This window comes from Bacillus sp. UNC438CL73TsuS30, assembly GCF_000482325.1.
Classification (GTDB): Bacteria; Bacillota; Bacilli; order Bacillales; family Cytobacillaceae; genus Neobacillus.
Map to the genome: position 1 here is coordinate 427,329 of NZ_KI535295.1, position 22,824 is coordinate 450,152.

24 protein-coding genes are annotated in these 22,824 nt (G+C 36.6%); 17 read left to right on the forward strand and 7 right to left on the reverse strand.

Annotation, left to right across the window (positions count from 1 at the left end):
• Positions 1-16 precede the first annotated feature (16 nt).
• The 3 genes from M028_RS0115805 (at position 17) to M028_RS0115815 (ending at position 1,774) form a co-directional block, all read left to right on the forward strand.
• Positions 17-487: a hypothetical protein gene (locus tag M028_RS0115805; protein WP_026574703.1), complete on the forward strand. Its 471-nt coding sequence runs from the start codon at positions 17-19 to the stop codon at positions 485-487.
• 160 nt (positions 488-647) lie between these two features.
• Positions 648-1,526, forward strand: a complete 879-nt coding sequence (locus M028_RS0115810; RefSeq protein WP_026574704.1) for an NAD(P)-dependent oxidoreductase — start codon at positions 648-650, stop codon at positions 1,524-1,526.
• A 68-nt stretch (positions 1,527-1,594) separates the two neighbouring features.
• Complete coding sequence (locus M028_RS0115815) at positions 1,595-1,774, forward strand: hypothetical protein (protein ID WP_026574705.1); 180 nt, start codon at positions 1,595-1,597, stop codon at positions 1,772-1,774.
• Positions 1,775-1,813: 39 nt separating this feature from the next.
• On the opposite strand, the gene M028_RS0115820 is transcribed toward M028_RS0115815, so the two are convergent.
• Both M028_RS0115820 and M028_RS0115825 read right to left on the reverse strand, forming a co-directional pair.
• Positions 1,814-2,968 (reverse strand): aminotransferase A, encoded by a 1,155-nt coding sequence (locus M028_RS0115820; protein WP_026574706.1) that lies wholly within the window; start codon positions 2,966-2,968, stop codon positions 1,814-1,816.
• Between the two features lie 124 nt (positions 2,969-3,092).
• Positions 3,093-3,572 carry a YkyB family protein gene (locus M028_RS0115825; protein WP_026574707.1) on the reverse strand — a complete coding sequence of 160 codons (480 nt, stop codon included), beginning with the start codon at positions 3,570-3,572 and terminating at the stop codon, positions 3,093-3,095.
• A gap of 295 nt (positions 3,573-3,867) precedes the next feature.
• Here M028_RS0115825 and M028_RS0115830 point away from each other — a divergent pair, with 295 nt between their 5' ends.
• A complete protein-coding gene (locus M028_RS0115830; RefSeq protein ID WP_026574708.1) occupies positions 3,868-5,976 on the forward strand; it encodes an EAL domain-containing protein in 2,109 nt (702 codons plus the stop codon).
• Positions 5,977-6,028: 52 nt separating this feature from the next.
• On the opposite strand, the gene M028_RS0115835 is transcribed toward M028_RS0115830, so the two are convergent.
• Positions 6,029-6,898, reverse strand: coding sequence for a metallophosphoesterase (locus tag M028_RS0115835; protein WP_026574709.1), 870 nt, complete (start codon positions 6,896-6,898; stop codon positions 6,029-6,031).
• Positions 6,899-7,181: 283 nt separating this feature from the next.
• Positions 7,182-7,997: a C39 family peptidase gene (locus M028_RS0115840; protein WP_026574710.1), complete on the reverse strand. Its 816-nt coding sequence runs from the start codon at positions 7,995-7,997 to the stop codon at positions 7,182-7,184.
• 157 nt (positions 7,998-8,154) lie between these two features.
• On the opposite strand from M028_RS0115840, the gene M028_RS0115845 reads away from it, so the two are divergent.
• The 11 genes from M028_RS0115845 (at position 8,155) to M028_RS0115895 (ending at position 18,088) form a co-directional block, all read left to right on the forward strand.
• Positions 8,155-9,366, forward strand: a complete 1,212-nt coding sequence (locus M028_RS0115845; protein WP_026574711.1) for an EAL domain-containing protein — start codon at positions 8,155-8,157, stop codon at positions 9,364-9,366.
• Between the two features lie 205 nt (positions 9,367-9,571).
• Positions 9,572-9,808, forward strand: a complete 237-nt coding sequence (locus M028_RS0115850; RefSeq protein ID WP_026574712.1) for a YkuJ family protein — start codon at positions 9,572-9,574, stop codon at positions 9,806-9,808.
• A 114-nt stretch (positions 9,809-9,922) separates the two neighbouring features.
• A complete protein-coding gene (cbpB, locus tag M028_RS0115855) occupies positions 9,923-10,366 on the forward strand; it encodes a cyclic-di-AMP-binding protein CbpB (RefSeq protein ID WP_026574713.1) in 444 nt (147 codons plus the stop codon).
• Positions 10,367-10,424: 58 nt separating this feature from the next.
• Entirely contained in the window at positions 10,425-11,948 is a 1,524-nt protein-coding gene (locus tag M028_RS0115860; RefSeq protein WP_026574714.1) for an MDR family MFS transporter, read from the forward strand.
• Positions 11,949-12,008: 60 nt separating this feature from the next.
• Complete coding sequence (locus M028_RS0115865) at positions 12,009-12,893, forward strand: LysR family transcriptional regulator (protein ID WP_026574715.1); 885 nt, start codon at positions 12,009-12,011, stop codon at positions 12,891-12,893.
• A 78-nt stretch (positions 12,894-12,971) separates the two neighbouring features.
• Positions 12,972-13,682: a 2,3,4,5-tetrahydropyridine-2,6-dicarboxylate N-acetyltransferase gene (gene dapD / locus M028_RS0115870; RefSeq protein ID WP_026574716.1), complete on the forward strand. Its 711-nt coding sequence runs from the start codon at positions 12,972-12,974 to the stop codon at positions 13,680-13,682.
• A gap of 61 nt (positions 13,683-13,743) precedes the next feature.
• Positions 13,744-14,868: an N-acetyldiaminopimelate deacetylase gene (locus M028_RS0115875; RefSeq protein WP_026574717.1), complete on the forward strand. Its 1,125-nt coding sequence runs from the start codon at positions 13,744-13,746 to the stop codon at positions 14,866-14,868.
• 281 nt (positions 14,869-15,149) lie between these two features.
• Complete coding sequence (locus tag M028_RS0115880) at positions 15,150-15,698, forward strand: peroxiredoxin (protein WP_026574718.1); 549 nt, start codon at positions 15,150-15,152, stop codon at positions 15,696-15,698.
• Positions 15,699-15,812: 114 nt separating this feature from the next.
• The gene (locus M028_RS0115885) at positions 15,813-16,268 is read left to right on the forward strand and encodes a TlpA family protein disulfide reductase (RefSeq protein WP_026574719.1); all 456 of its coding nucleotides are present in this window, start codon (positions 15,813-15,815) and stop codon (positions 16,266-16,268) included.
• 169 nt (positions 16,269-16,437) lie between these two features.
• Complete coding sequence (locus M028_RS0115890) at positions 16,438-17,343, forward strand: DUF4349 domain-containing protein (RefSeq protein WP_035424172.1); 906 nt, start codon at positions 16,438-16,440, stop codon at positions 17,341-17,343.
• An 85-nt stretch (positions 17,344-17,428) separates the two neighbouring features.
• The gene (locus tag M028_RS0115895; RefSeq protein ID WP_026574721.1) at positions 17,429-18,088 is read left to right on the forward strand and encodes a potassium channel family protein; all 660 of its coding nucleotides are present in this window, start codon (positions 17,429-17,431) and stop codon (positions 18,086-18,088) included.
• Between the two features lie 39 nt (positions 18,089-18,127).
• Here M028_RS0115895 and rnjA read toward each other — a convergent pair whose 3' ends face one another.
• Both rnjA and M028_RS0115905 read right to left on the reverse strand, forming a co-directional pair.
• Positions 18,128-19,795, reverse strand: a complete 1,668-nt coding sequence (gene rnjA, locus M028_RS0115900) for a ribonuclease J1 (protein WP_026574722.1) — start codon at positions 19,793-19,795, stop codon at positions 18,128-18,130.
• Positions 19,796-19,801: 6 nt separating this feature from the next.
• Positions 19,802-20,011 (reverse strand): DNA-dependent RNA polymerase subunit epsilon, encoded by a 210-nt coding sequence (locus M028_RS0115905; protein WP_026574723.1) that lies wholly within the window; start codon positions 20,009-20,011, stop codon positions 19,802-19,804.
• 501 nt (positions 20,012-20,512) lie between these two features.
• Between M028_RS0115905 and M028_RS0115910 the strand changes: the two genes are divergently transcribed.
• Positions 20,513-21,283 (forward strand): Cof-type HAD-IIB family hydrolase, encoded by a 771-nt coding sequence (locus M028_RS0115910; protein ID WP_026574724.1) that lies wholly within the window; start codon positions 20,513-20,515, stop codon positions 21,281-21,283.
• Between the two features lie 35 nt (positions 21,284-21,318).
• Here M028_RS0115910 and def read toward each other — a convergent pair whose 3' ends face one another.
• Positions 21,319-21,870, reverse strand: coding sequence for a peptide deformylase (gene def / locus M028_RS0115915; RefSeq protein ID WP_026574725.1), 552 nt, complete (start codon positions 21,868-21,870; stop codon positions 21,319-21,321).
• A 128-nt stretch (positions 21,871-21,998) separates the two neighbouring features.
• Between def and M028_RS0115920 the strand changes: the two genes are divergently transcribed.
• Positions 21,999-22,652: a YkyA family protein gene (locus M028_RS0115920; RefSeq protein ID WP_231510863.1), complete on the forward strand. Its 654-nt coding sequence runs from the start codon at positions 21,999-22,001 to the stop codon at positions 22,650-22,652.
• Positions 22,653-22,824: the final 172 nt, after the last annotated feature.

The following is a 22,824-nucleotide window of genomic DNA, read 5'->3' on the forward strand; positions in this document are numbered from 1 at the left end:
TAAAGGGAGTGTTAGGATGCTGAAAAAATTGCGAATCCTGTTACTTTTATCAATCGGAATCCTGAGTGCATCTTTTTTAACCGGATGCGGGCTGCAGTTTTCTGATGAACTAATTGTCAACCGATTTGCGGATGCCTTATTAACAAAAAATAATGAGCTTCAGTTTCGTTTTCGAATAAATGACCAAATATTAAATGACCGTATATTATATAAGGTTAAAGTGGCCATCCATGATGATAAACTAGCAGCAGCTATAGGTCAAAGAGAAATTGTATATGGTGAAGAACAGGTCATTAATGGTGAATTTTTAGATGTGGGGCGAAGTGAAAAATATATTTATATGGACCCCATTCCCTTAAAAAAAGACTTACATATCCATGAATTGGAAAATATGATTGAAAATAAGAATGCTGTATCAATTGAAGTATTCAACAATCAAGAGGTCTTTGGACGTGCATACCTAACTAATTTTTCTTCAGAGCTTTAAAATGAAGATTAACTTTTGTCAGGGTGGACACAATAAATATGTGCATAAATTTGGAGATTTTAGCGCGGGGACCGGGTCGAGAAAATGACCCGGTCTTTTTCAATACTTTCAAAGAAATTTAGTGCTAAAATAGAGGTAAAATGAGGAGAGGAAGATGAATTTGTTAACTCCAGAAAATACGGTAATCGGATTTATTGGAATAGGCGTGATGGGAAAAAGTATGGTAAGCCATTTATTAAATGCAGGATTTCCGGTAGTTGTTTATTCGAGAACAAAGGAAAAAGCTACAGACCTTTTGGAAAAAGGTGCGACATGGGCTGGTAATCCCCAAGATGTGGCTGAGAAAGCCCAGGTAATTTTTACGATTGTCGGTTATCCGAAGGACGTGGAGGAAGTTTATTTTGGTGATTATGGACTAATTGCCCACGCTAAAGTAGGAAGTTATCTAATCGATATGACGACTTCTGCGCCTTACCTTGCTAAAAAAATATATGAGGCAGCTAAGAAGAAAGGAATCCAGGCCATTGATGCTCCTGTTTCAGGCGGGGATGTCGGGGCGAAAGAAGCAAAGCTCTCGATTATGGCTGGCGGTGAGCGGGAAGCTTTTGATGCGGTTCGTCCGATATTCGCCCACCTTGGAACGAACATTGTATACCAAGGGGAGGCAGGAGCAGGACAGCATACAAAAGCATGTAATCAAATTGCGATTGCTTCCAATATGATTGGGGTATGTGAAGCAATCATCTATGCAGAAAAAGCAGGATTGAACCCTGAGACTGTGCTAAAAAGCATTTCAACTGGGTCCGCTGGGAGTTGGTCTCTAAGTAATCTTGCCCCAAGAATGCTGAATGGAAATTTTGAGCCAGGGTTTTACATAAAGCATTTCATTAAGGATATGAAAATTGCCCTTGATGAAGCAGAACAAATGGGAATGGACGCCCCGGGTCTGTCTTTGGCCAAATCCCTTTATGAGCAATTAGCTGAAAATGGTGAAGAAAACAGCGGAACTCAAGCATTGTATAAATACTGGAAGAACTAAAGGTATCGAATAAATTCCTTCTCTAAATAGAAACTAAAAGAGAATTATTTATAGGAGGAATTGCAAAAATGGCTAAACGGACAAAAAAAAATGATCCCCAACAAAAAAATAAAAAAGGATTTGATTCATCACAGCTGAATGAAGAATTTGCTCATGAAATGGGTTCAGCTGCCACAAATAAAATCCATAAAGATAAAGCAAAGAAAGAAAAAGCACCAAAGAATAACGGGAACTATAAAGGTCAATAAAAGGAACACCCTCACTCTATTGCAGTGAGGGTGTCCATTTTAATTCAGCTTTTTTAAATAGTTTTCTACCCCATTTAAACCTTTTTCTAATGTTTCCATTGAACAGGCGAAAGACAAACGGAAATAGCCTTCTCCATATTCCGAAAAAGCACTCCCTGGTACGACGGCTACTTTTTCTTCCTTCACAAGATTAAGGGCAAAATCAAAACTGTTTAACTCTATGTTCTTCGGTATTCGTACGAAAAAATAAAAAGCTCCATCCGGTTTCACAACGCTAAGTCCCATAGCATTTAACCGATCAAATACATACTCTCTTCTTTTCTCATATTCCATTTTCATAGGAAGGGCATCATTCATGCCCTCTGTAAGGGCCTCAATTGCTGCTTTTTGGGCAATAGAATTCGCACAGGACACATTATATTGATGAACCTTTAGAATATGTTTGGTCAGTGTCTCTGGTGCAAATAACAGGCCAATTCTCCAACCTGTCATCGAATGGGATTTGGATAAACCATTTATCACAATTGTTTTTTCTTTTAGGTACGAGGCAATGGACCTATGAGGCTGTTCATAGGTTAGTTCGCTGTATATCTCATCTGCAAGGATAAAGAAATCCTGATTCTTACAGAAGTCAGCTATTTCCCGTAATTCTTCTTCAGAGAGGCTCACCCCTGTAGGGTTGGATGGATAAGGCAATACAATGCATCGTGTTTTTTCAGAAATGTGAGGTTTAATCATCTCTAATGTAAAGCGGAAATTATTTTCTGTCACATCCACATGTACAGGTGTTGCCCCCATCATTCGAATAATCGGTTCATATCCAGGATAAATGGGACCCGGCAAAATTACCTCCGTTCCTTCTGTTAATATCGTTCGGAACGCTATGTCAATTGCTTCACTGGCCCCCGTAGTGACAATTACTTCCGTATCTGGCTGATAAAGAAGGCCATATTTCTTTTCCATAAAGGAGCAGGCTGCTTTTCTTAATTCAAGCATACCCGCGTTATGGGTGTAAGATGTATAGTTTTCTTCAATGGCCTGTATTCCAGCTTGTTTTACATGTTCCGGGGTAGGGAAATCTGGTTGTCCAATCGTAAGGGAAATTAAATCTTCAATATGAGAAACCATATTAAAAAATTTTCTGATTCCGGAAATTTCAATATCTTTAACTCTATGATTGATTAAATGCTCCATAACTTGTTCATCCTTCCCATTTGTACCTATATGTCTTTAGTTGAGTTTGAATATAGATGGATATGTATCAATATTCTACCATCCAGGGATGCTTAAGCATATGAAAAGCCGGACTCCTCCGGCCTTAATTCGTATATCTTTCTCCCAGTTTCTTAAAGACAGGTTTTTGATAGGAGCGGCGGTTACCCGGATTGGAGGGAGAATGCTGGATTTCCTTTATTCCTGTATAGGATTGTAATAATGCTTTTGCAATATTAAGTGAAAGATTTGCTTTTGGATTTCTTACTCTTTCATCTAGCTTCCCTAAATGGGGAAGCTCGGCAAAATCTGATTTTGTCGGAGGAATATGGAATGTGTACCTTCCGCACTCAACTAAAACATCAGATTGCTGCTGGCTGTTTTTTGGATGTTGCGAAAAATGAAGTCCTACTTTTTTAGCTTTACCTTCAACAATTAATTTTTTTAATGCTTCATGTTTTAATTTGTATAAAAATTTGGGATTTATAGCTGTTTTTGCATGGCGATTTACAATAAACACAGCCTGAGAGAGGTTTTCGATGGTAAAATTAAGTTTGGTAAGAGGGCGTTTCTGGTCCGGGTTCAAAATAAGTACTCCTTTCTGTAGTTCAAAAGCATCTTTATTATACACATTTTTCAATTGAAAAATAAGGGGTAGGATAGTTGATATCAATAAAAAAGAAATAATCCCAGCCAAAATTTCCAATAATATTTAATATAGGTTTTACGTTCACAGCATAAAGCTAAAATAATAGAAAATTTTACCAGAATAATAAATAAATTCGATATTTTCACTTATTTAAATTGTAAAATAGAAATACACAAATGTAAAAACATTATTGTAAAAATATGCGAACTTTTTATGTCTAAAGGATGATAAAATGGAGCAGTCAATCAACATACTATCTTCAAAATTTAGTGCAGACAAAGTAAGTGAAAAAATACAGAAAATCATCTTCGATATTATTTTTCAGCATGTTCAGGATATGGTTTACGTAATGAAGGTCGAAAAAGGGCCCTGTTTTCGCTATATATTTGTCAATGAGTCAGGGATGAAAAAGGCGCGGATTTCGGCTGCTGCAATTGGGAAAACACTTGATGAGGCTCTTCCCTCTGAGTTAGCTCGTTCCCTTCAGGTTAATTACGAAAAATTGCTGAAACAATCTGACAGCTATGTATTTGAGGATGAATTTTATTTTAAGGATGGAAAAAAAGTTTATGGGGAAACGGTTCTAACCCCCGTTTATGATGAAAAAAATACCGTTAGTTACATTGTTGCGGTGACAAGGGATATTACGGAATGGAAAATGGAAAGAAATAAATTAATCGAAAGTGAGCAAAGATACCGGTCTATTGTTGATCATAATTTAGATGCAATTATCATGATTAGTCCTGAAGGTGAAATTCTAGATGCAAACCCTGCTGCTTTGGTTTTAACGGGTTACCAACAAAATCAAATAAAAAGCTTATCTGTATACCACCTAATGGATGACCATGACTTAGCTAAATTGAAGAACCTTTTAGAAAAGACATGTTCAGGTTATGCGCTTGAATCACTCGAAATTAGGCTGAAGCATCAAAATGGACATTTGATTATTGTTCACCTTAAAACAGCCCCTATTATTATTCATGGAGAGATTACCGGTCTTTATGTTATTTGTAAAGACATCTCGGAGCATGCTAAAAATATGGATACGATAAAATTTATGGCTTTTCATGATCAATTAACCGGGCTGTTAAATCGAAGAGCGCTACTTGATCATTTAGATGAGCAGATTTTTACTCCAAGAAAAAGGAAAAAGCAATTTGCGCTAATTTCAATCGACCTGGATCGCTTTAAATACTTAAATGATACTTTGGGACATTTAGCAGGTGATGAAATATTAAAAACAGTTGCTGGCCGTTTACTACAATTTCAAGACGAGAGCTGCTTTGTCTATCGCCTAGGTGGGGACGAATTTAATATTTTACTTCTTCATTCAAACCATCAATCAACAAATTCATTCGTCAGGAAAGTTTTTTCTGCGTTTGTCCATCCTTTTTATTTTAATTCGAATGAATACTACATAACTCCGAGTATCGGCATCAGTATGTACCCCAATGATGGGAAGGATGCTGAAATGTTAATTAAAAATGCGGATGAGGCTTTATTCCGTGTTAAGGAAAAAGGAAAAGCGCATTACCAATTTTACCGAAGTGACATGAATACTAGCGTCCCCAATATCATTACATTGGAAACTCATTTGCGTAAGGCGATTGAGAGGGGTGAGTTTAGATTGTATTATCAGCCGCAAAGGGACTTGGAAACAGGTGAAATTAACAGTTTTGAAGCCCTAATCCGCTGGAATAACAATGAGCTGGGGTTTATTCCACCGAGTGTTTTTATCCCTCTTGCAGAGGATACCGGCTTGATTGTTCCAATTGGGTACTGGGTAATCAGTGAAGCCTGCAGGCAAATTAAGAAATGGAATAAAATGGGGTTCCATTCGATTCGAGTAGCTATAAATATTTCTCCAAAGCAATTTCAACAGCGAAATCTTGTGGATGTTATCCAATCTATGTTAGAAAAATATCGCATCAAATCTTCATCATTGGAAATTGAAATTACTGAAGGGATGATGCAGGACACCAAAGAAACACTGCCAACTTTAAAGAGTATAAAGAAAATTGGAATAACCATTGCTGTTGATGATTTTGGGACAGGCTATTCATCATTAAACTATTTAAAACAATTCCCAATCGATGTTTTAAAAATTGACCAATCCTTCATTAAGGAAATCCCTAAAAACGAAAAGGATATGGCTATTACAACCACGATTATTCACCTTGGAAAAAGTTTAGGATTAGAGGTCATAGCTGAAGGAGTAGAGAATCAAAATCAGGTAGAATTTTTAGCAGAAGCGAAATGTCATAAAATACAAGGGTATTATTATTCAAAACCACTGCCCGCATTAGAAATAGAGGAAAGATTTCTAGTTAAGAAAAAATAAAAAAGTTTTAAATAAAAATCCTTATCTCCATTTAAAATAGATAAGGATTTTTTTATATTGCATTTTCAGATCTTAGTGTGAAAATAGTTAGTTCCGGCTTGGCCATAAAACGAAAAGGGAGACGCGTAGTTCCAATTCCTCTATTAACATATAAAGTAAGATTCCCAATTGAATACAGTCCCTCAGTGTAAATTTGGGCAAAAGGCGGGGTAACAAGTGCCCCTAAAAATGGAATTTTCACTTGACCTCCGTGACTATGTCCGCTGATTTGCCATTGTATTGGGTACTGTGATGCGGTATCCGCAAGATCGGGAGCATGTGATAATAAAATTTTAAACCTATTGCTGGGTATATGTCTTGAAGCTAAGGCTATATTGGGTTTTCCTAACATCGCATCATCTACTCCAATTAAATAGATGCTCGTACCATCTGCTAGTTTAATGGATTTAGATTCATTTAATAAGACTGTAAAATTTGCTGCCTCCATAATATTCCGATAAATGTCAGTGCCATAACCCCCATGATCATGGTTACCAAAAATGCAGAACTTTCCAAGCGGAGCATTTAATTGCTGCAAGAGTGGAATAATTTGATTCATCTTATTATATCGATTCGGTTCATCCATTAAATCTCCCGTAAAAAGAATGAGATCAGGATTGAGGTTGTTAATTTTTGTCATTAGTTTATTTAGCTGCTGGAGATTATATTGAAAGCCCAAGTGGGTGTCACTAAATTGAATAATCCTTTTTCCGTCAAAGCTTTTTGGGATTAAGGGATGTTTGATTTCCAGGTTATTAGTGTCTAGCAGGGAAGGTTCGATCCGGTTGGCATAAAAATATCCTCCTGAACTAAGGCCGAAGATTGTGAGGAATGCACCGAATGAACGCTTTAAAAGGAATCTTCTTGTCATTTTTGTTTGCATCTTTTCTTCCATTCCACCTCACTCTTTTTCTTTTTTGCTATGTTAAAGAACAACGTTGATTGTAGCGGAAAGCGAAGCGCCTGGAGCGGAAATCAACAACCAAGATTAACGCCTCTTTTAAAAAATAAACGTCATTTCGTATTTTCTTTAAAATTGACATAGAAAGCAAGTGTTTTTAACAAAAATATCTTTTACTGCCGCTTAATACGTTAATATTCAAAACTTGGACAATTATTCATAAAAAAGAGAGACCAATAATTTGGCATCTCCCTTTTCATTTTATTTATTTATAACTAACTGCCCGGCAATTTAATGCTTTCCAGGACGAAATAAATCGATCTTTTCCAACCCTTACTTGTTTTCTGCCTGATAATGGGTCATTTAAATAAACGAAATTCCTATCGTATCCAACGAGAACCACCGCATGGAGGTCCAAAGGCGTTTTAATGTATTGCTGCCCATGATACCATGACTCCCAGCGATCGGGAAGCCTATAATCTCCAGTGGTCCAAACAACGACTGGATATCCATCTGAAACATGTTGTAAGACCTGTTCAAAAGGCTGATTTGTTAAATTAATTGCCCGGCCGGGGAGTTTTTGATTAATTAACTGAACCATTGGCCGATCAAAAACTGCATAGCCCGGGGTCTTTCCTGTCATATCGCCAACAAATCCTTCAGCAGGATTTCCCCACCTCCGAATATCACCATTCGTTTTTACGAGCCGGTCGGAATCCTTTTTAATCAGGCGGTAGAGCTCCATTTTATCCGTTCTAACACCTGCATATTGGAGAACCATTGTAAGGCTAGTGACTTCACATCCATACCTTAATTCAGGGTTTTGCCTAATTAGAGGTACATTAAGCATTTGTGAAGCTTTTTTAGGATTTACATTTGCAGGCTTCGATTGTTTTGCTAGTATTGGTATCATTTCATTTAATACGCCGGTTGAGTTAAAATTTTGCATTTTCACCTGACTTTTTCTCGCAATAACAGCGGCTTGGGCCGTTTTTTTTGTTCTATTTGAAAGGGTGTTATCATCTAAATTATTGCATCCAAGCAATGGAAGAATGGTGGCCAAAGCAAAAAGCTTCTTCAATACTTCTCCCCCTTTAAATGGACTTGAATTTAGGGTGTGATTGTATCTCTTCTTCTATGATGGTATCCTGTTGGAAACGAACGTGAAAAGGCTTTTCTGCGTATTGTATATATTGGTATGGTATAATTTAGAAAAATCATTTTTGGAGGGCAAGTAAATGGATGCATTGGATATCCTAGCGGATCTTGAAAATGTCATTCCTTTTTTTCAACCAATCTTTAGTGCGGAAGAACAAAGTGTGGTCGCATATGAAGTATTGGGAAGATATAAGTCAGAAGGGAACATCATAAGCTTAGGACCCTTTTTTCAGGATGATCAGATTCCGGATGAATATAAATTTGAAGTGGATCAAATTGTGTTAAGTAAGGCATTAGAAAAGGCACTTAATTTGGATAATCATGTAAAAATTTTCTTGAATCGAAATGCTGATTTATTAATGTATGGACATGGAGAACCATTTTTACAAGAGCTTTTAGAATTTGAAAAAAGAGGAATTCGATTGAGTCGAATTGTTCTTGAAATATCGGAACAAAATTACACAGGTGATTTCGATCAATTAGATCATTTATTGCAATACTATCGTACGTATGGAATCCAAATTGCGATAGCCAGAATTGATAGTTCAAAAAATTATTTTCAACGAATTGGTGAAATGGAACCGGATATTTTAAAGGTCAATCTAGAAGCTTTAAAATCAACGTCAACTGGAACGAATTTTAATGACGTATTATTTACTCTGTCATTATTGGCCCGGAAAATCGGGGCAACATTATTGTTTGAAAATATTGAAATGAGTTATCAGCTCCAATTTGCCTGGAAAAATGGGGGAAGATACTATCAAGGATATTATCTTCACCCGCCAGAGGCTGAGTTTATTCCAGGGGATATGCTAAAAGAACGATTAAAAGAGAAATTCCACGACTTTATTTCATATGAAAAAAGAAAATTAGAAGCTGTATATACGACAGCCGAGTTTTTTCAAATTAAAGTTCAGGAAATTGTTATAAAAAACAGAAAGACAAGTTATGAGGATTTATTTCAATCTTTGATAAAAGAAATGGATCATATTGCCTTTAGGATGTATGTATGTGATGAAGATGGCTTTCAAAAATCGGTTAATATCTTTAAAGAAAAAAATGACTGGATCACTCAAGCACAGTATCTTAATAAAAACTGGAGCTGGCGTCCTTATTTTTTAGAAAATATTATCAAAATGCGTAATGAGCGAAAAGGAATATTGTCAGATTTATACAGTGATATTGAAACAGGTGAAACGATTCGAACTTTTTCTTTTCCCATGAATGGCGAAGAATATTTGTTTATCGACATATCTTATCAATATTTATTTGAGCATGAGCAGCTTTTATAATGTGACTTTATGCACCCTTTAATAAAAAAATTTTTCCTTTCCTCCAATTTTGCTTGGACAAATGCCGTTCCTTATTTTATTCTTTTAATATTGGCATATAAAAACTTGGTAGTTAAAATTAAACCATAATCCGTTTGGATAGAAACATGTCAAAAGAGAAACATAAATGTAGGAAGTTTGTTTGTGTTTGAAAGGAGATAGGCAAATGTCACAGCTTCAAGGTATATTAACACGATTAAAAAACCTTCAGGAACAATCGGGGGGTGGAGAGCCTGCACAACGTTATTTCGAGGTAAATGGCGAGCGTAAGTGTCAGGTAACATTCCATCCTAAGACAGAAACATTTGAATTAGAAGTATACAATGAGAAGGAAAAACCAAAACGGTATCAATTTGATAACATTGATATGATTACAATTGAAATTTTTGATTTGATTCAATAAGGGACCTTCGGGTTCCTTTCTTTTTCGGTTTTGAACATGTAAAAACCGTACAGTATAAAAAGAACTATGGTAAAATAAAGAGGAATCAAACAAAAAATTTGAGGGGTTCGGCTCATGATAAGTCTTCACAGTGGGGAATTTTTAGAATTAAGTATAAAAGATTTTATGATCCCTTCCGAGCGGGTCGCACATGTTCAGATTGGGAACAATCTTGAGCATGCTTTATTAGTTTTAACCAAAAGTGGATATACGGCTATTCCTGTTTTAGACCCACATTATAAGCTCCACGGGTTAATTAGTACTCCGATTATCATGGATTCCATTTTAGGATTGGAACGGATTGAATTTGAAAAGCTAGAGAATAAACGGGTGGAAGAGGTTATGAAATCGGATATTTCACGGGTAAAGATTTCTGAATCGATAATAAAATGCCTTGAACTGCTCGTAAATCAACCTTTCCTTTGTGTCGAATCTGAGGATGGTTTTTTTGAAGGGATTTTGCCAAGAAGTACAGTATTAAATCAATTAAACAATTTAGTTAAAAAATTTATTAAATGATTGATCAGAGCTCCCTTGATAGGGAGCTATATTATTGAGTTTAAAAAGAGGTGTTATAATGGGGGATACCGCAGCAGAAAAGAATATTGGAGGATCTCAAAAAAAGCGAACCAAAAAGCACCTTGTTTTAGCTGCCGTTATGCTCGCTATGTTTATGGGGGCAATTGAAGCAACAATTGTTTCAACAGCGATGCCTGCCATTGTTGCTGATTTAGGTGGCTTTCAATTATATAGCTGGGTGTTTTCAGCGTATTTGTTAATGAATTCAGTAACTGTTCTCATTTATGGAAAGTTATCAGATTTATTTGGACGAAAACCCATCATGTTTTTTGGTGTCATCATTTTTTTAATCGGATCGACACTTTGCGGTTTTGCCTCATCAATGAAAATGCTGATTATTTTCCGCCTCATACAAGGGTTTGGAGCAGGCGCTGTAATGCCAATTGCCACAACCATTGTAGGGGATATCTTTACGGCTGAAGAGCGGGCAAAAATCCAAGGCTATCTTTCAAGCGTTTGGGGGATTTCTGCCATTACAGGGCCAGCTGTTGGCGGTCTGCTTGTTCAATATGTCAGCTGGCATTATGTTTTTTGGATCAATATCCCATTAGGAATTCTTTCTCTTGCTGGATTATGGCTGTTTTTACATGAAAATGTGGAAAAGAAAAAACACGAAATTGACTATCTCGGAGCTATTCTACTAACGGTTGCTATTTCTTCGCTTATGTTAGTTCTAGTTGAAGGGGGCAGTCATTGGGCCTGGGACTCTTGGCAGGCTTTATCGCTTTTTACATTGTGCATGCTTACATTGGTTGCGTTTGTTTTTCAGGAGGGCAGGGCAAAAGAGCCTGTCATGCCATTTAATATTTGGAAAGAACGGTCCATTTTTATCGCAAATATTACCTCGTTGACAACTGGAATTATGTTAATCGGGATTTCAAGCTTTTTACCTACATTCGTTCAGGGGGTAATGGAACAAACAGCCATTATTGCAGGCTTTACCTTGACGACAATGTCAATTGGCTGGCCAATTGCATCCACAATGTCTGGAAAAATGCTGATTTCTCTAGGGTATCGAACCACCTCGATTATTGGTGGAGTAGCATTAGTGCTTGGCAGTATCTTTTTTGTCACAATGTCCACTTCAGTCGGTCCTATCTGGGCCGCTGCAGGTTCATTTATTGTAGGAATTGGAATGGGGTTAACTTCGACTGCCTTCATCGTTTCCATTCAAAGTACTGTCGAATGGCAGCAGCGCGGGATCGCAACAGCAGCTAATATGTTTATGAGAAATTTGGGGAACACGATAGGGGCTGCTTTATTAGGCGGAATTCTTAATAATCAGTTAAGCAGTTATTTAAATGAAAATGCTGCAGAGGCAGGAAAGAAACTAACGATTAATTCGGCTAATATTCTTTTAAATGCAAAAGAGCGTGCACAGTTATCTGAAACGGTAAGAGAAGTGCTTCAAAATGGTTTAACTCTATCCCTGCATACAGTCTACTATGTAGTTCTAATTTTTGCGATAATAAGTTTGATTTTGGTTTTCTTTATACCGAAAAAAGGGAATAGCTCTGTTTAAGAACAGGGCTTTTTTCCATTAAAAGATTTTTTGTAAAAAAAGGATAAGGTGGTTTAAACGTTGTCTTCATTGTCTGAATTTCAATTATTATCTGTTTTGGCTCAAGAAATGAATATGCGTAAGGCTTCTGAGCGCCTATTTGTCTCCCAGCCGGCTTTATCACAGCGCCTGCAAACCATCGAAAAAGATTGGGGAACGAAATTGTTTATCCGTTCCCAAAAAGGACTGGCACTAACCCCATCAGGGGAGCAAGTTATCCAATTTGTAAATGAGGTCCTGAAAAAGGAAGAAAAGGTAAGGGAGTCGATTCATTCACTCCAGGCCGGTGTGTCCGGAACATTAAAAATAGCAGTTGCTTCAATAGTTGGACAAAATTGGCTTCCTCAAGTATTAAAGCAATTTATTGATACCTATCCTCAGGCAAAAATTTCGCTTGTAACAGGCTGGAGCAGTGAAATTTTAAAATGCTTGCATGATGACCAGGTTCATATCGGGATTATTCGCGGAACTCCTGATTGGAAAGGAGCTAAGATCCACCTCTTTAGTGATCCGCTATATCTAGTAGACCGGGTTATTACAAAGCCAGAGCAGGTTTTGGACACTGATCGTCCGTTTATTCAATTTAAAAGCGACTCTAACTATTATCAAGAAATTCAAGATTGGTGGATGAGAAATTTTAAGACATCACCAAAAAGGACCATTGTTGTCGATCAAATTGAGACATGCAAACAAATGACGTTTAATGGAATCGGCTACTCCATCCTGCCGTCGATTACCTTAAAAAACGCAGAAAAAAATATATTTAAAATCCCGCTTCTTAATGAAAATCAGCTGCCGCTTAAAAGGGATACATGGCTTTTAGGATATGAATCAGCTTTTCAATTGAAACAGGTAAATGCGTTTGTTGAATTAATCAAAGAATATGTTTCTGAAAAAAAACAATAATCTCATTTTTTTATTGTTTTCATCGCTTTCGTTTGTTAAAGTAATTTTTAGTACAAGCCATAGGGAGGAGCATATATCATGAAAAAGATGGATGCACATGAAATTATTTCGTTTATTCAAAATAGTAAAAAATCTACACCTGTTAAGGTTTATTTAAAAGGTGACCTTGATGGAATAGATTTTGGAAGCAATTCAAAGGTATTTGTAAATGGGAATACAGGGGTTGTTTTTGGTGATTGGGCAGATATTAATCCTGCATTAGAAGCCAATCAAGCAAAGGTTGAAGATTATGTAATTGAGAATGACCGCCGTAATTCAGCATTGCCATTACTTGATATGAAAAATGTAAATGCCCGAATTGAACCAGGTGTTACGATTCGCGATCAGGTTGAAATTGGTGATAATGCGGTTATTATGCTGGGGGCTGTTATTAACATCGGCGCAGTTATTGGTGACAATACCATGATTGACATGAATGTGGTAATGGGCGGCAGAGCAACGGTTGGGAAAAGATGTCATATTGGTGCCGGTGCTGTTTTAGCCGGAGTAATCGAACCACCATCTGCAAAGCCAGTTGTAATCGAAGACGATGTTGTTATCGGAGCAAATGCAGTTGTACTCGAAGGTGTAACAGTTGGAAAAGGATCCGTAGTTGCCGCAGGTGCAGTTGTAACGGATGATGTTCCAGCAAATACAGTTGTTGCAGGAATTCCTGCAAAAAAAATCAAGGATATTGATGAAAAGACTAAATCGAAGACAGAAATAATGGATGCGCTTCGTCAATTATAATCAATGAGAGAAAAGCGTGGATATTCCACGCTTTTTTTTCTAAACCAAGGGAGTAATCTGAATGAATTCCTATGTGAAAATTCGTCGTGATTTACATCAAATTCCGGAATTAGGGTTCCAAGAATATAAGACCCAGGCTTATTTATTATCTTATTTACAAGGTTTACCTCAGAATAGGCTGACGATTAAAAAGTGGAAAACGGGGATCTTTGTAAAGGTACATGGTCTTAATCCAAACAAAACCATTGGGTATCGAACAGATATCGATGGATTACCAATTTCAGAAGAAACTGGGCTGACTTATAAATCAACTCATGATGCGCAAATGCATGCGTGCGGTCATGATTTTCACATGAGTATTGCGATCGGAACTCTTACCTATTTTGTGGAAAATCCTATCCAAGATGATTTATTATTTATTTTTCAACCGGCAGAGGAGGGCCCTGGAGGGGCGGAACCGATGTTGCAGTCAGAGATCATGCAGGAATGGAAACCGGATATGATTTTTGCCTTACATATCGCCCCAGAATACCCTGTAGGGACGATTGCTTTAAAGGAAGGACTACTTTTTGCTAATACGTCTGAACTATTTATTGATTTAAAAGGTAAAGGAGGACATGCGGCCTATCCTCATCAAACCAATGATATGGTCATTGCTGCCTGTTTGTTAGTCAATCAACTACAGACCATCGTTTCTCGAAATGTCGATCCGCTGGATAGTGCTGTGATTACAATTGGTAAAATTACTGGGGGAACCGTGCAAAATATCATTGCCGAAACAGCCCGTTTGGAAGGGACTATTCGAACATTATCACCTGAATCAATGAAAAAGGTAAAGCATCGAGTAGAGTCTCTGGTTAAAGGGATTGAGACAGGCTACGAATGCGAGGCAAAGATTGATTTTGGGGCGATGTATCATCAAGTTTATAATAATGAAAAATTGACAGGTGATTTTTTTGAATATATGAGTCGACAAAATGAAGTAAAGGTAATCGAGTGCAAAGAAGCCATGACGGGTGAGGACTTTGGCTATATGCTTAAGGAAATTCCAGGATTTATGTTTTGGCTTGGAGTAGACTCGCCATTTGGCTTGCACCATTCAAAGTTAAATCCTAACGAAGAAGCCATTGATGTTGCTATAAAGGTAATGACAAACTATATCACTTATCAAGGGAATAAAGCGTAAATCACAATGCGTTTTGTTTTATACTTTTTGGAAATCATGATAAACTTATTGCAAATAATGGTGAATTTTGTTACATAGTAAAAGTTTATTCTTCGTCTAAAAAGGAAAAACTGATGGAGGGGAAATCTTGGTTATAATTAAAGTTAGTATTAATTTAAATTAATTATAATTTAATATTGACTCAAAATTAGAATTATCCTATAATGAAAAGTGTCAAAGGGATAGCAAATGAGAATTGCTATAAAGTTATCTCATTTAATTAATATTTGGAGGGATTCGATATGCCAGAACGTATGGTAGGTAAACAAGCTCCACGCTTTGAAATGGATGCAGTATTATCAAATAAAGAATTTGGAAAAGTTAGCCTTGAAGAGAACATGAAAAATGATAAATGGACAGTATTGTTCTTCTACCCAATGGACTTTACATTCGTTTGCCCAACTGAAATCACTGCAATGTCTGATCGTTACGAAGAATTCGATGACCTTGATGCTGTTGTAATCGGCGCTTCTACAGACACCATTCATACTCACCTTGCTTGGATTAAAACAGATCGTAAAGAAAATGGTCTTGGCGATTTAAATTATCCATTAGCAGCAGACACTAACCATGTTGTTGCTCGTGAATATGGTGTGTTAATTGAAGAAGAAGGTGTTGCACTTCGTGGATTATTCATCATTGACCCAGAAGGCGAATTAAAATATTCTGTAGTAAACCATAACAATATCGGCCGTGACGTGGATGAAACACTTCGTGTTCTTCAAGCACTTCAAACTGGCGGACTTTGCCCTGCAAACTGGAAGCCAGGACAAGCTACACTAAATGTTTAAAATAGAAAAGCGGGAGCGCCTTGTTCTAGCGCTTTAGTTAGACAATTTTTAATCAAACACGATAGACCTAACCTTTATAGTGTTAGGTCTATTTTTAAAATAGGGGGGATTGAAATGAAATTACGTGAGCCAATGCCGGAATTAACGGGTGCAACCGAATGGCTGAACGGTCAGGTGACGAAAGAAGAGTTAGTTGGTGAAAAGCCTACGCTAATTCACTTTTGGTCGATTAGCTGCCACCTTTGTAAAGAAGCAATGCCACAGGTCAATCAATTCCGTGATGACTTCAAAGAAAAATTAAATGTGGTCGCTGTTCATATGCCTCGTTCTGAAAATGATTTAAACATTGAAGAAATCAAGCAAGTGGCTGCAGAACATGGGATTACCCAGCCAATCTTTGTTGACAGTGAACACAAACTAACGGAAGCATTTGAAAATCAATATGTGCCTGCCTACTATGTTTTTGACCGTGAAGGTAAGCTTCGTCATTTTCAAGCAGGCGGAAGCGGCATGAAAATGCTTGAAAAACGGGTAAATCGTGTTTTAGATGAATTAGAAAAAACCGAATAGAATAAATAACTAATTGAAACTGCTCGTTTTAAACGAGCAGTTTTTTTAATAATCTCAAAGGTTAACATGGTCGATGCTGTGTAAATGGCTAAAAATGGAGGTTTTTTACCTTTTTTGTAACCCTTTTTATTTTTACTCGTCGGTTTAAATAAAAAGGGGTGTCGTGCGAATGAATAGATTCATAAAATGGATCCCAATTATTTTTGTATTTCTGCTTCTTTCAGCCTGCAATTCGGATAGTAAAAGTGAGAGTGCTAAAATGGATCTTGCTACTAGCAAGACCGCCGACCCTGCTCAAAACAGAAACCAAGAAAAAGCATTATTACGATCAGGTGAGAACGCTAAAAAAGAAAGTAATCAATCAATTGAAATCCAAATTCCCGAAAAAAAGGTCATCTATACTGCAGACTTAGAGCTTCGTGTGAAAAAGTTTGAACAGACCGTACAAAGAATCGAAGTAAAAGTAGAAAAATACGGAGGCTATATCGCGGAATCTAACGTAATAAAAGAGGGAAAAGAGCAGGTAAGTGGAAGCATTCGAATTCGAATCCCGCAAAAATATTTTCAGAGTTTTTTACATGATGCCGAGGGGCAGGCTGTTGAAGTGATTCAGCGAAATATTACGGGTCAGGATGTAACTGAAGAATATGTGGATTTAGAATCAAGATTAAAATCAAAAAAAGTCGTGGAAGAACGCTTACTTTCTTTTATGAAAAAAGCAAACAAAACCGAGGACTTATTAAAAATTTCTGCAGATTTAGCATCTGTTCAGGAAGAGATTGAAACGATTGAAGGGAAATTGAAGTTTTTAGAAAATCAAACCGCTTTTTCAACGGTAAATATCATGTTGCATGAATATAAGGTGGTTGTTCCTAATATTAATAAGGACAATCTTAACACCTGGGAGAAAACAAAAAAACAGTTTATGAAAAGTATTAATACACTTATAGCTGTTGTATCCTGGCTAGTTGTTTTTGTCATTGGCAATCTTCCGATTCTAATTATTATTTCAGCGATCGGTTTGCTTCTTTATCTTTACATCAAGAAAAGAAGAAATCATAGTCCAAGAGGATAAAGGATAAATGACTTATTACCGTGCAACGTTGTATATGCTAAAATGTACAAAGATAGAGAACCTGATTTAGCTGGAGGAGAATTCTGTGAAAAAAAGCTTTGCAGTCATAGGACTTGGCCGGTTTGGCGGGAGTATTTGCCGGACACTTACAGAGGAAGGAATCGAAGTGTTGGCCATTGATAAAAATGAAGAAAGAGTGAATGAATATTCGATGATTGCTTCTCATGCCGCTGTAGGTGATACAACGGACGAAGCAGTTTTGAAAAGTTTAGGAATCCGCAATTTTGATCATGTCATTGTTGCCATTGGTGAGGATATCCAATCAAGTATATTAACAACACTTATATTAAAAGAGTTGGGTGTTCCCAATATAACGGTAAAGGCCCAAAATGATTATCATGAGAAGGTCCTCAGGAAAATTGGTGCAGACCAGGTTGTCCACCCTGAAAGGGATATGGGACGTCGGATTGCTAACAATTTAGCATCTAATAATGTCCTTGATTATCTTGAATTATCTGATGATCATAGTATTGTTGAAATTGTTGCCAATGGAAAGATCGCCGGGCATACGATTATGGATTTAGATATTCGAAAAAAGTATGGCCTCAATATCGTAGCGATAAAAAGAGGAGAAGAACTAATTGTTTCCCCACAGGCTAAAGAAACACTTCGTCTGAATGATGTATTAGTTGTAATAGGAAGCGATGTAGACATAGACCGATTCGGAAAAAAAAGCATGGCATAAAAATAAGAAAAAACGGAAGCGCCTTAGGCGTTTCCGTTTTTAAACTTCCATAATGATTGGTAAAATCATTGGTCTCCGTTTTGTTTTTTCATAAAGGAATGGTGCGAGTGTGTCTGTTATTTCATTTTTTATTTCTGACCATTGAGTCGTTTTTCTCTCCATCACTTTATTGATGTGTTTCGTAATTAGGTTTTGAGCATCATTAATTAAATCACCGGATTCTCTCATATAGACAAATCCTCTTGAAATTAAATCAGGACCAGAGGCAATTTTGAAATCTTTCATATTGATACTGACGACGACAACTACTAAGCCTTCCTCGGAAAGAATTCTTCGGTCTCTTAGTACGATATTTCCAATATCACCAATACCGCTTCCGTCAATATAAACTGAACCTGAAGGGATTTTACCAGCTATTTGCGCAGTATTTTCTGATAGGGCCAAAACCTCACCATTATCCATGATAAAACAGTTTTCTTCCTCTACTCCACAGTCAACGGCAAGCTTGGCATGCATTCTCTGCATACGGTACTCTCCGTGAATCGGCATAAAAAACTTCGGCTTAATGAGACGGAGCATCAACTTTTGTTCTTCCTGTCCGCCATGTCCGGAAGTATGAATATTACTTAATTTTCCATGAATAACATCGGCCCCGGCTCTAAAGAGAAGGTTGATTGTTCGGTTGACGCTTATTGTATTACCAGGAATTGGGGAGGAAGAAAAAACTACCGTATCCCCAGGTATAATTTGAATTTGACGATGTGTTCCATTTGCTATTCTTGATAGCGCTGCCATAGGTTCTCCCTGGCTACCTGTGCAAAGAATGGTCACCTTATCTGCAGGAAGTCGGTTAATCTGATTGGATTCAATAAACGTTTCTTTTGGAGCAAGAATATATCCCAATTCAAGACCGATATTGATAGCAGCTTCCATACTTCTTCCAAATACAGCGATTTTTCGTCCATTTATTACTGCTGCTTCTACTACTTGCTGCAGTCGGTGGATGTTTGAAGCAAAGGTGGCAAAAATGATTCGGCCATCAACTTTTCGGAAAATATCCTGGATGCTTTCGCCAACTCGGCGTTCTGACATTGTAAAATCAGCAATTTCACTATTCGTACTATCCGAGAGTAAACATAAAACTCCCTCTTTTCCAATTTCAGCCATTTTGGTTAAATTAGCTGGCTCACCGACAGGAGTGAAATCAAATTTAAAATCACCTGTGTGGACAATTTGACCTGGAGGGGTTTTTACGACAATTCCATAGGAATCAGGGATACTATGTGTAGTGCGGAAAAAAGTAACAGATGTTTTACGGAACTTAATCACATCATCTTCTTTGATTTCAATTAGTTTAGCATTTCTTAGAAGACCATGTTCTTCAAGTTTATTTTTGATTAACCCGAGAGCAAGTTTGCCACCGTAAATAGGAATATTGATTTCCCTAAGCAAATAAGGAATTCCGCCAATATGGTCCTCATGTCCGTGTGTGACAAACAGCCCTTTGATTTTTTCTTCGTTTTTTACTAGGTAGGTGTAATCAGGAATTACATAATCAATTCCTAAAAGCTCGTCCTCTGGGAATTTTATACCAGCATCAATTAGGATGATTTCATCCTGAAATTGAACAGCATATGTGTTCTTACCGATTTCACCCATTCCTCCCAGGGCAAAAACAGCAGTTTGATCATTTTTTACAAATTTCATAAATTATCAAATCTCCAATACTTTGTAATCTTCATTTTGTTGTTCATACTCTAAAAACGCACCTGTAACTGCTTGTACAAATTCAATATTATAGCCGCGGTCTGCAAGCTTTTTCCGAACATCTCTGTCTGATTCTCCCTCCATAAAAAGGGTTTTTGTGTTCTCTCTCACTGGTACCTGTTTAATGCTTTCTTGATAATATACTTTATATATCATGACAATATCGCTCCTTAATCGATCATACCTATTTCTATTATATAAAATTTTTACATCTTTTTCATGTGTTTTATTATATTTGACAAATAAACCAAGACATGGGCCAAAGTGAAAAGTATGTAAAAGCATCACTGCTTATCAATTTACAATAAGGAAGGAGCCCTTCGCAAGTTTGAAGGGCTCAAATTTCAGGCAATCGATTTTTTTCTAAGTAAATCTTTCCACTGTTTTAAGAGCTTCTTTCTTAGCTTCTTTAACATAGTGGATCATCTCCTTAACTTTATTTTAAACGATCCTTGTCCAATGTAAAGCAAGCGGTGACAGATTAATGAAGATTTTTTTCAGATAAATGTTTTTTTGCTAATATTATATGGTAATTTTACTAATTCTCTCATGGATAATTATGGGATTTAATTAATTGTTAATGAATTGACAATTTTTTTAGGAAGGGTTAGTGTTTTTATAGAAAAATATTATAAGCAGCTTTTGAAGGAGTTTATTATGAAGAAGATTGTTTTTTTTGACATAGACGGTACATTATTGGATCATGAAAAAAAACTGCCTACTAGTACAAAAAAGGCTATCCAGCTTTTAAAAGATAGTGGTGTTTATGTTGCGATTGCTACCGGCAGGGCTCCATTTATGTTTGAAAGTATACGCAAGGAACTTGGAATCGATTCTTATGTTAGCTATAACGGTCAATTTGTTGTCTTTGAAGGGGAGGTAATCTATGAGAACCCCCTTAATCAAACAGAGCTTGAAAAACTATTGATTGAAACAGAGCAGAATGGACACCCCTTAATAGTAATGAATGAACAAACGATGAAGGCGACCGTTAAACAACATCCCTTTATTGACATTAGTCTTGGTACATTGAATTTTACTCATCCTGAGCAGGATGCTACTTTTTATAAAAATAGGAAGATTTATCAATCCCTGCTTTTCTGTGAAGATAAAGAGGAATTAGTGTATTTTAATCACTTTCCAAAGTTTAACTTTATTAGATGGCATGATTATTCTGTCGATGTTTTACCTAATGGGGGTTCCAAAGCGGAAGGCATTAAAAAAATGATTGAACGTCTGGGGTTTGAATTAAAGGATGTCTATGCTTTTGGAGACGGTTTAAATGATTTGGAAATGTTAAAGGCTGTCGGTACCAGTGTTGCGATGGGAAATGGGGTCCCAGAGGCGAAAGAACATGCAGATTATATTACAACAGATGTCGCAGAAAATGGAATTTGGAATGGTTTAAAGGAATTACAGTTAATATAAAAAAACTGCCGGCTCCTTAAGGAACGGCAGTTTTTTTATCTTTCAATGACTATTGCTCCTTCAATCGGTTTGAAAGGGTCTTGTTTATCAATATAATCATAAAACATAATTCCATTTAGATGATCAATTTCATGTTGGAAACATATGGCCGGGAGCCCTTTTAGACGAAGCTTTACCTCTTCTCCATTTTCGTCGATGCCTTTTATCGTTACTCTTGCGTGCCTTGGTACAAAGCCTGGTATAGCTTCATCGACTGAGAGGCAGCCTTCACCTGATTGCAGATATGACTTTTCAACTGAGTGACTAACAATTTTGGGATTAAAAAGTGCGTAACTATATACTGCTTTTTCGTCCTGTATATGTACAGCAATCATTCGTTTTGAAACATTGATTTGCGGAGCTGCTAAACCGATACCCGGTCTTAATTTGTATTTTTCAGCAATCTCAGGGTTTTGACTGTTTTTAACATATTCTAAAAGCTCTTGTAAGATCCGTTTGTCTTCATCAGAGGCGGGGAGGGGAACTTCCGCTGCTATTTTTCTGAGAGTTGGATGACCATCGCGTATGATATCTTCCATTGTAATCATGTGCTGTCTCACTCCTGTTTTCTGTTATAATAATGAATAAGATTAGTCTATCAAACAAAATTAAAAAAGTTAACCACTTTGTTATGTATCTAGATGGTTCTTAGATAAGGGGGATATACTTGCCTTTTGTGTACAAAAGACGTTTATGGATTTTCATTATTACTACTGTAGTGATTTTATCCGGTTGTTTCAATCAGAAAACACCCATTGAAAAAATCTATGATATTTTGGAAAAGGTTGTGGAGAAAGAAAAGGGGTTTGAAAATCAGCAAGAACCGCTCGTAGCATTAGAGAAAAAAGAAAAAGCCACATATGAAAAAATTCTTGACCTTGGGATGAAACAGCATGATAAAGTTGTAAAATTGGCTGATACGGCTTTAGCAATGGCTGACAAGCGAAAGCAATATATGTATGAAGAAACCACAAGTATCTTGGAGTCCAAAGAGACATTCCAAAAAATTAAGGAATATAAAAATGATTTAAAGGACACTAAACAAAAAAAAGCTTTGGAACATCTTTATCAGATTATGATCAATAGATATTCTGCCCACGACGAACTGAATACGGAATATCTTAATGCCCTAAAACTTGATAAACAATTGTATGGATTGTTAAAGAATAAAAATTTATCCTTTAAGGACTTAGAGGCAAAAGTGAATAAGGTGAATGAAGCCTATCAAAAAGTCTATGCGGCAAATAAAAAGTTTAATCAACTTACAAAGGAATACAATGATCAAAAGCTTGCATTTTATAAAATGTCAGGGTTAAAAATAAATGAATAAATCTAATTTTTTTATAAACCGGCTAAAAGAGCCGGTTTTTCTTTGTTATAACAGAATGGAAATTTGTTTAATTTTATATAACAGATTGTTTGTTTTAAATAATACAGGTCTGTTTAAGATGGCACCTATTGTTAATGTTGAAATGATGAAAAATTATTAGATTTAGTATTTG

What these genes read in the sequence shown, in the direction of transcription:
- M028_RS0115805 (WP_026574703.1), top strand. Translation starts at nt 17, where the DNA reads ATGCTGAAAAAATTGCGAATCCTGTTACTTTTATCAATCGGAATCCTG.
- M028_RS0115815 (WP_026574705.1), top strand. Translation starts at nt 1,595, where the DNA reads ATGGCTAAACGGACAAAAAAAAATGATCCCCAACAAAAAAATAAAAAA.
- M028_RS0115820 (WP_026574706.1), bottom strand. Translation starts at nt 2,968, where the DNA reads ATGGAGCATTTAATCAATCATAGAGTTAAAGATATTGAAATTTCCGGA.
- M028_RS0115830 (WP_026574708.1), top strand. Translation starts at nt 3,868, where the DNA reads ATGGAGCAGTCAATCAACATACTATCTTCAAAATTTAGTGCAGACAAA.
- M028_RS0115835 (WP_026574709.1), bottom strand. Translation starts at nt 6,898, where the DNA reads ATGCAAACAAAAATGACAAGAAGATTCCTTTTAAAGCGTTCATTCGGT.
- M028_RS0115845 (WP_026574711.1), top strand. Translation starts at nt 8,155, where the DNA reads ATGGATGCATTGGATATCCTAGCGGATCTTGAAAATGTCATTCCTTTT.
- M028_RS0115850 (WP_026574712.1), top strand. Translation starts at nt 9,572, where the DNA reads ATGTCACAGCTTCAAGGTATATTAACACGATTAAAAAACCTTCAGGAA.
- cbpB (WP_026574713.1), top strand. Translation starts at nt 9,923, where the DNA reads ATGATAAGTCTTCACAGTGGGGAATTTTTAGAATTAAGTATAAAAGAT.
- M028_RS0115860 (WP_026574714.1), top strand. Translation starts at nt 10,425, where the DNA reads ATGGGGGATACCGCAGCAGAAAAGAATATTGGAGGATCTCAAAAAAAG.
- dapD (WP_026574716.1), top strand. Translation starts at nt 12,972, where the DNA reads ATGAAAAAGATGGATGCACATGAAATTATTTCGTTTATTCAAAATAGT.
- M028_RS0115875 (WP_026574717.1), top strand. Translation starts at nt 13,744, where the DNA reads ATGAATTCCTATGTGAAAATTCGTCGTGATTTACATCAAATTCCGGAA.
- M028_RS0115880 (WP_026574718.1), top strand. Translation starts at nt 15,150, where the DNA reads ATGCCAGAACGTATGGTAGGTAAACAAGCTCCACGCTTTGAAATGGAT.
- M028_RS0115885 (WP_026574719.1), top strand. Translation starts at nt 15,813, where the DNA reads ATGAAATTACGTGAGCCAATGCCGGAATTAACGGGTGCAACCGAATGG.
- M028_RS0115890 (WP_035424172.1), top strand. Translation starts at nt 16,438, where the DNA reads ATGAATAGATTCATAAAATGGATCCCAATTATTTTTGTATTTCTGCTT.
- rnjA (WP_026574722.1), bottom strand. Translation starts at nt 19,795, where the DNA reads ATGAAATTTGTAAAAAATGATCAAACTGCTGTTTTTGCCCTGGGAGGA.
- M028_RS0115905 (WP_026574723.1), bottom strand. Translation starts at nt 20,011, where the DNA reads ATGATATATAAAGTATATTATCAAGAAAGCATTAAACAGGTACCAGTG.
- M028_RS0115910 (WP_026574724.1), top strand. Translation starts at nt 20,513, where the DNA reads ATGAAGAAGATTGTTTTTTTTGACATAGACGGTACATTATTGGATCAT.
- def (WP_026574725.1), bottom strand. Translation starts at nt 21,870, where the DNA reads ATGATTACAATGGAAGATATCATACGCGATGGTCATCCAACTCTCAGA.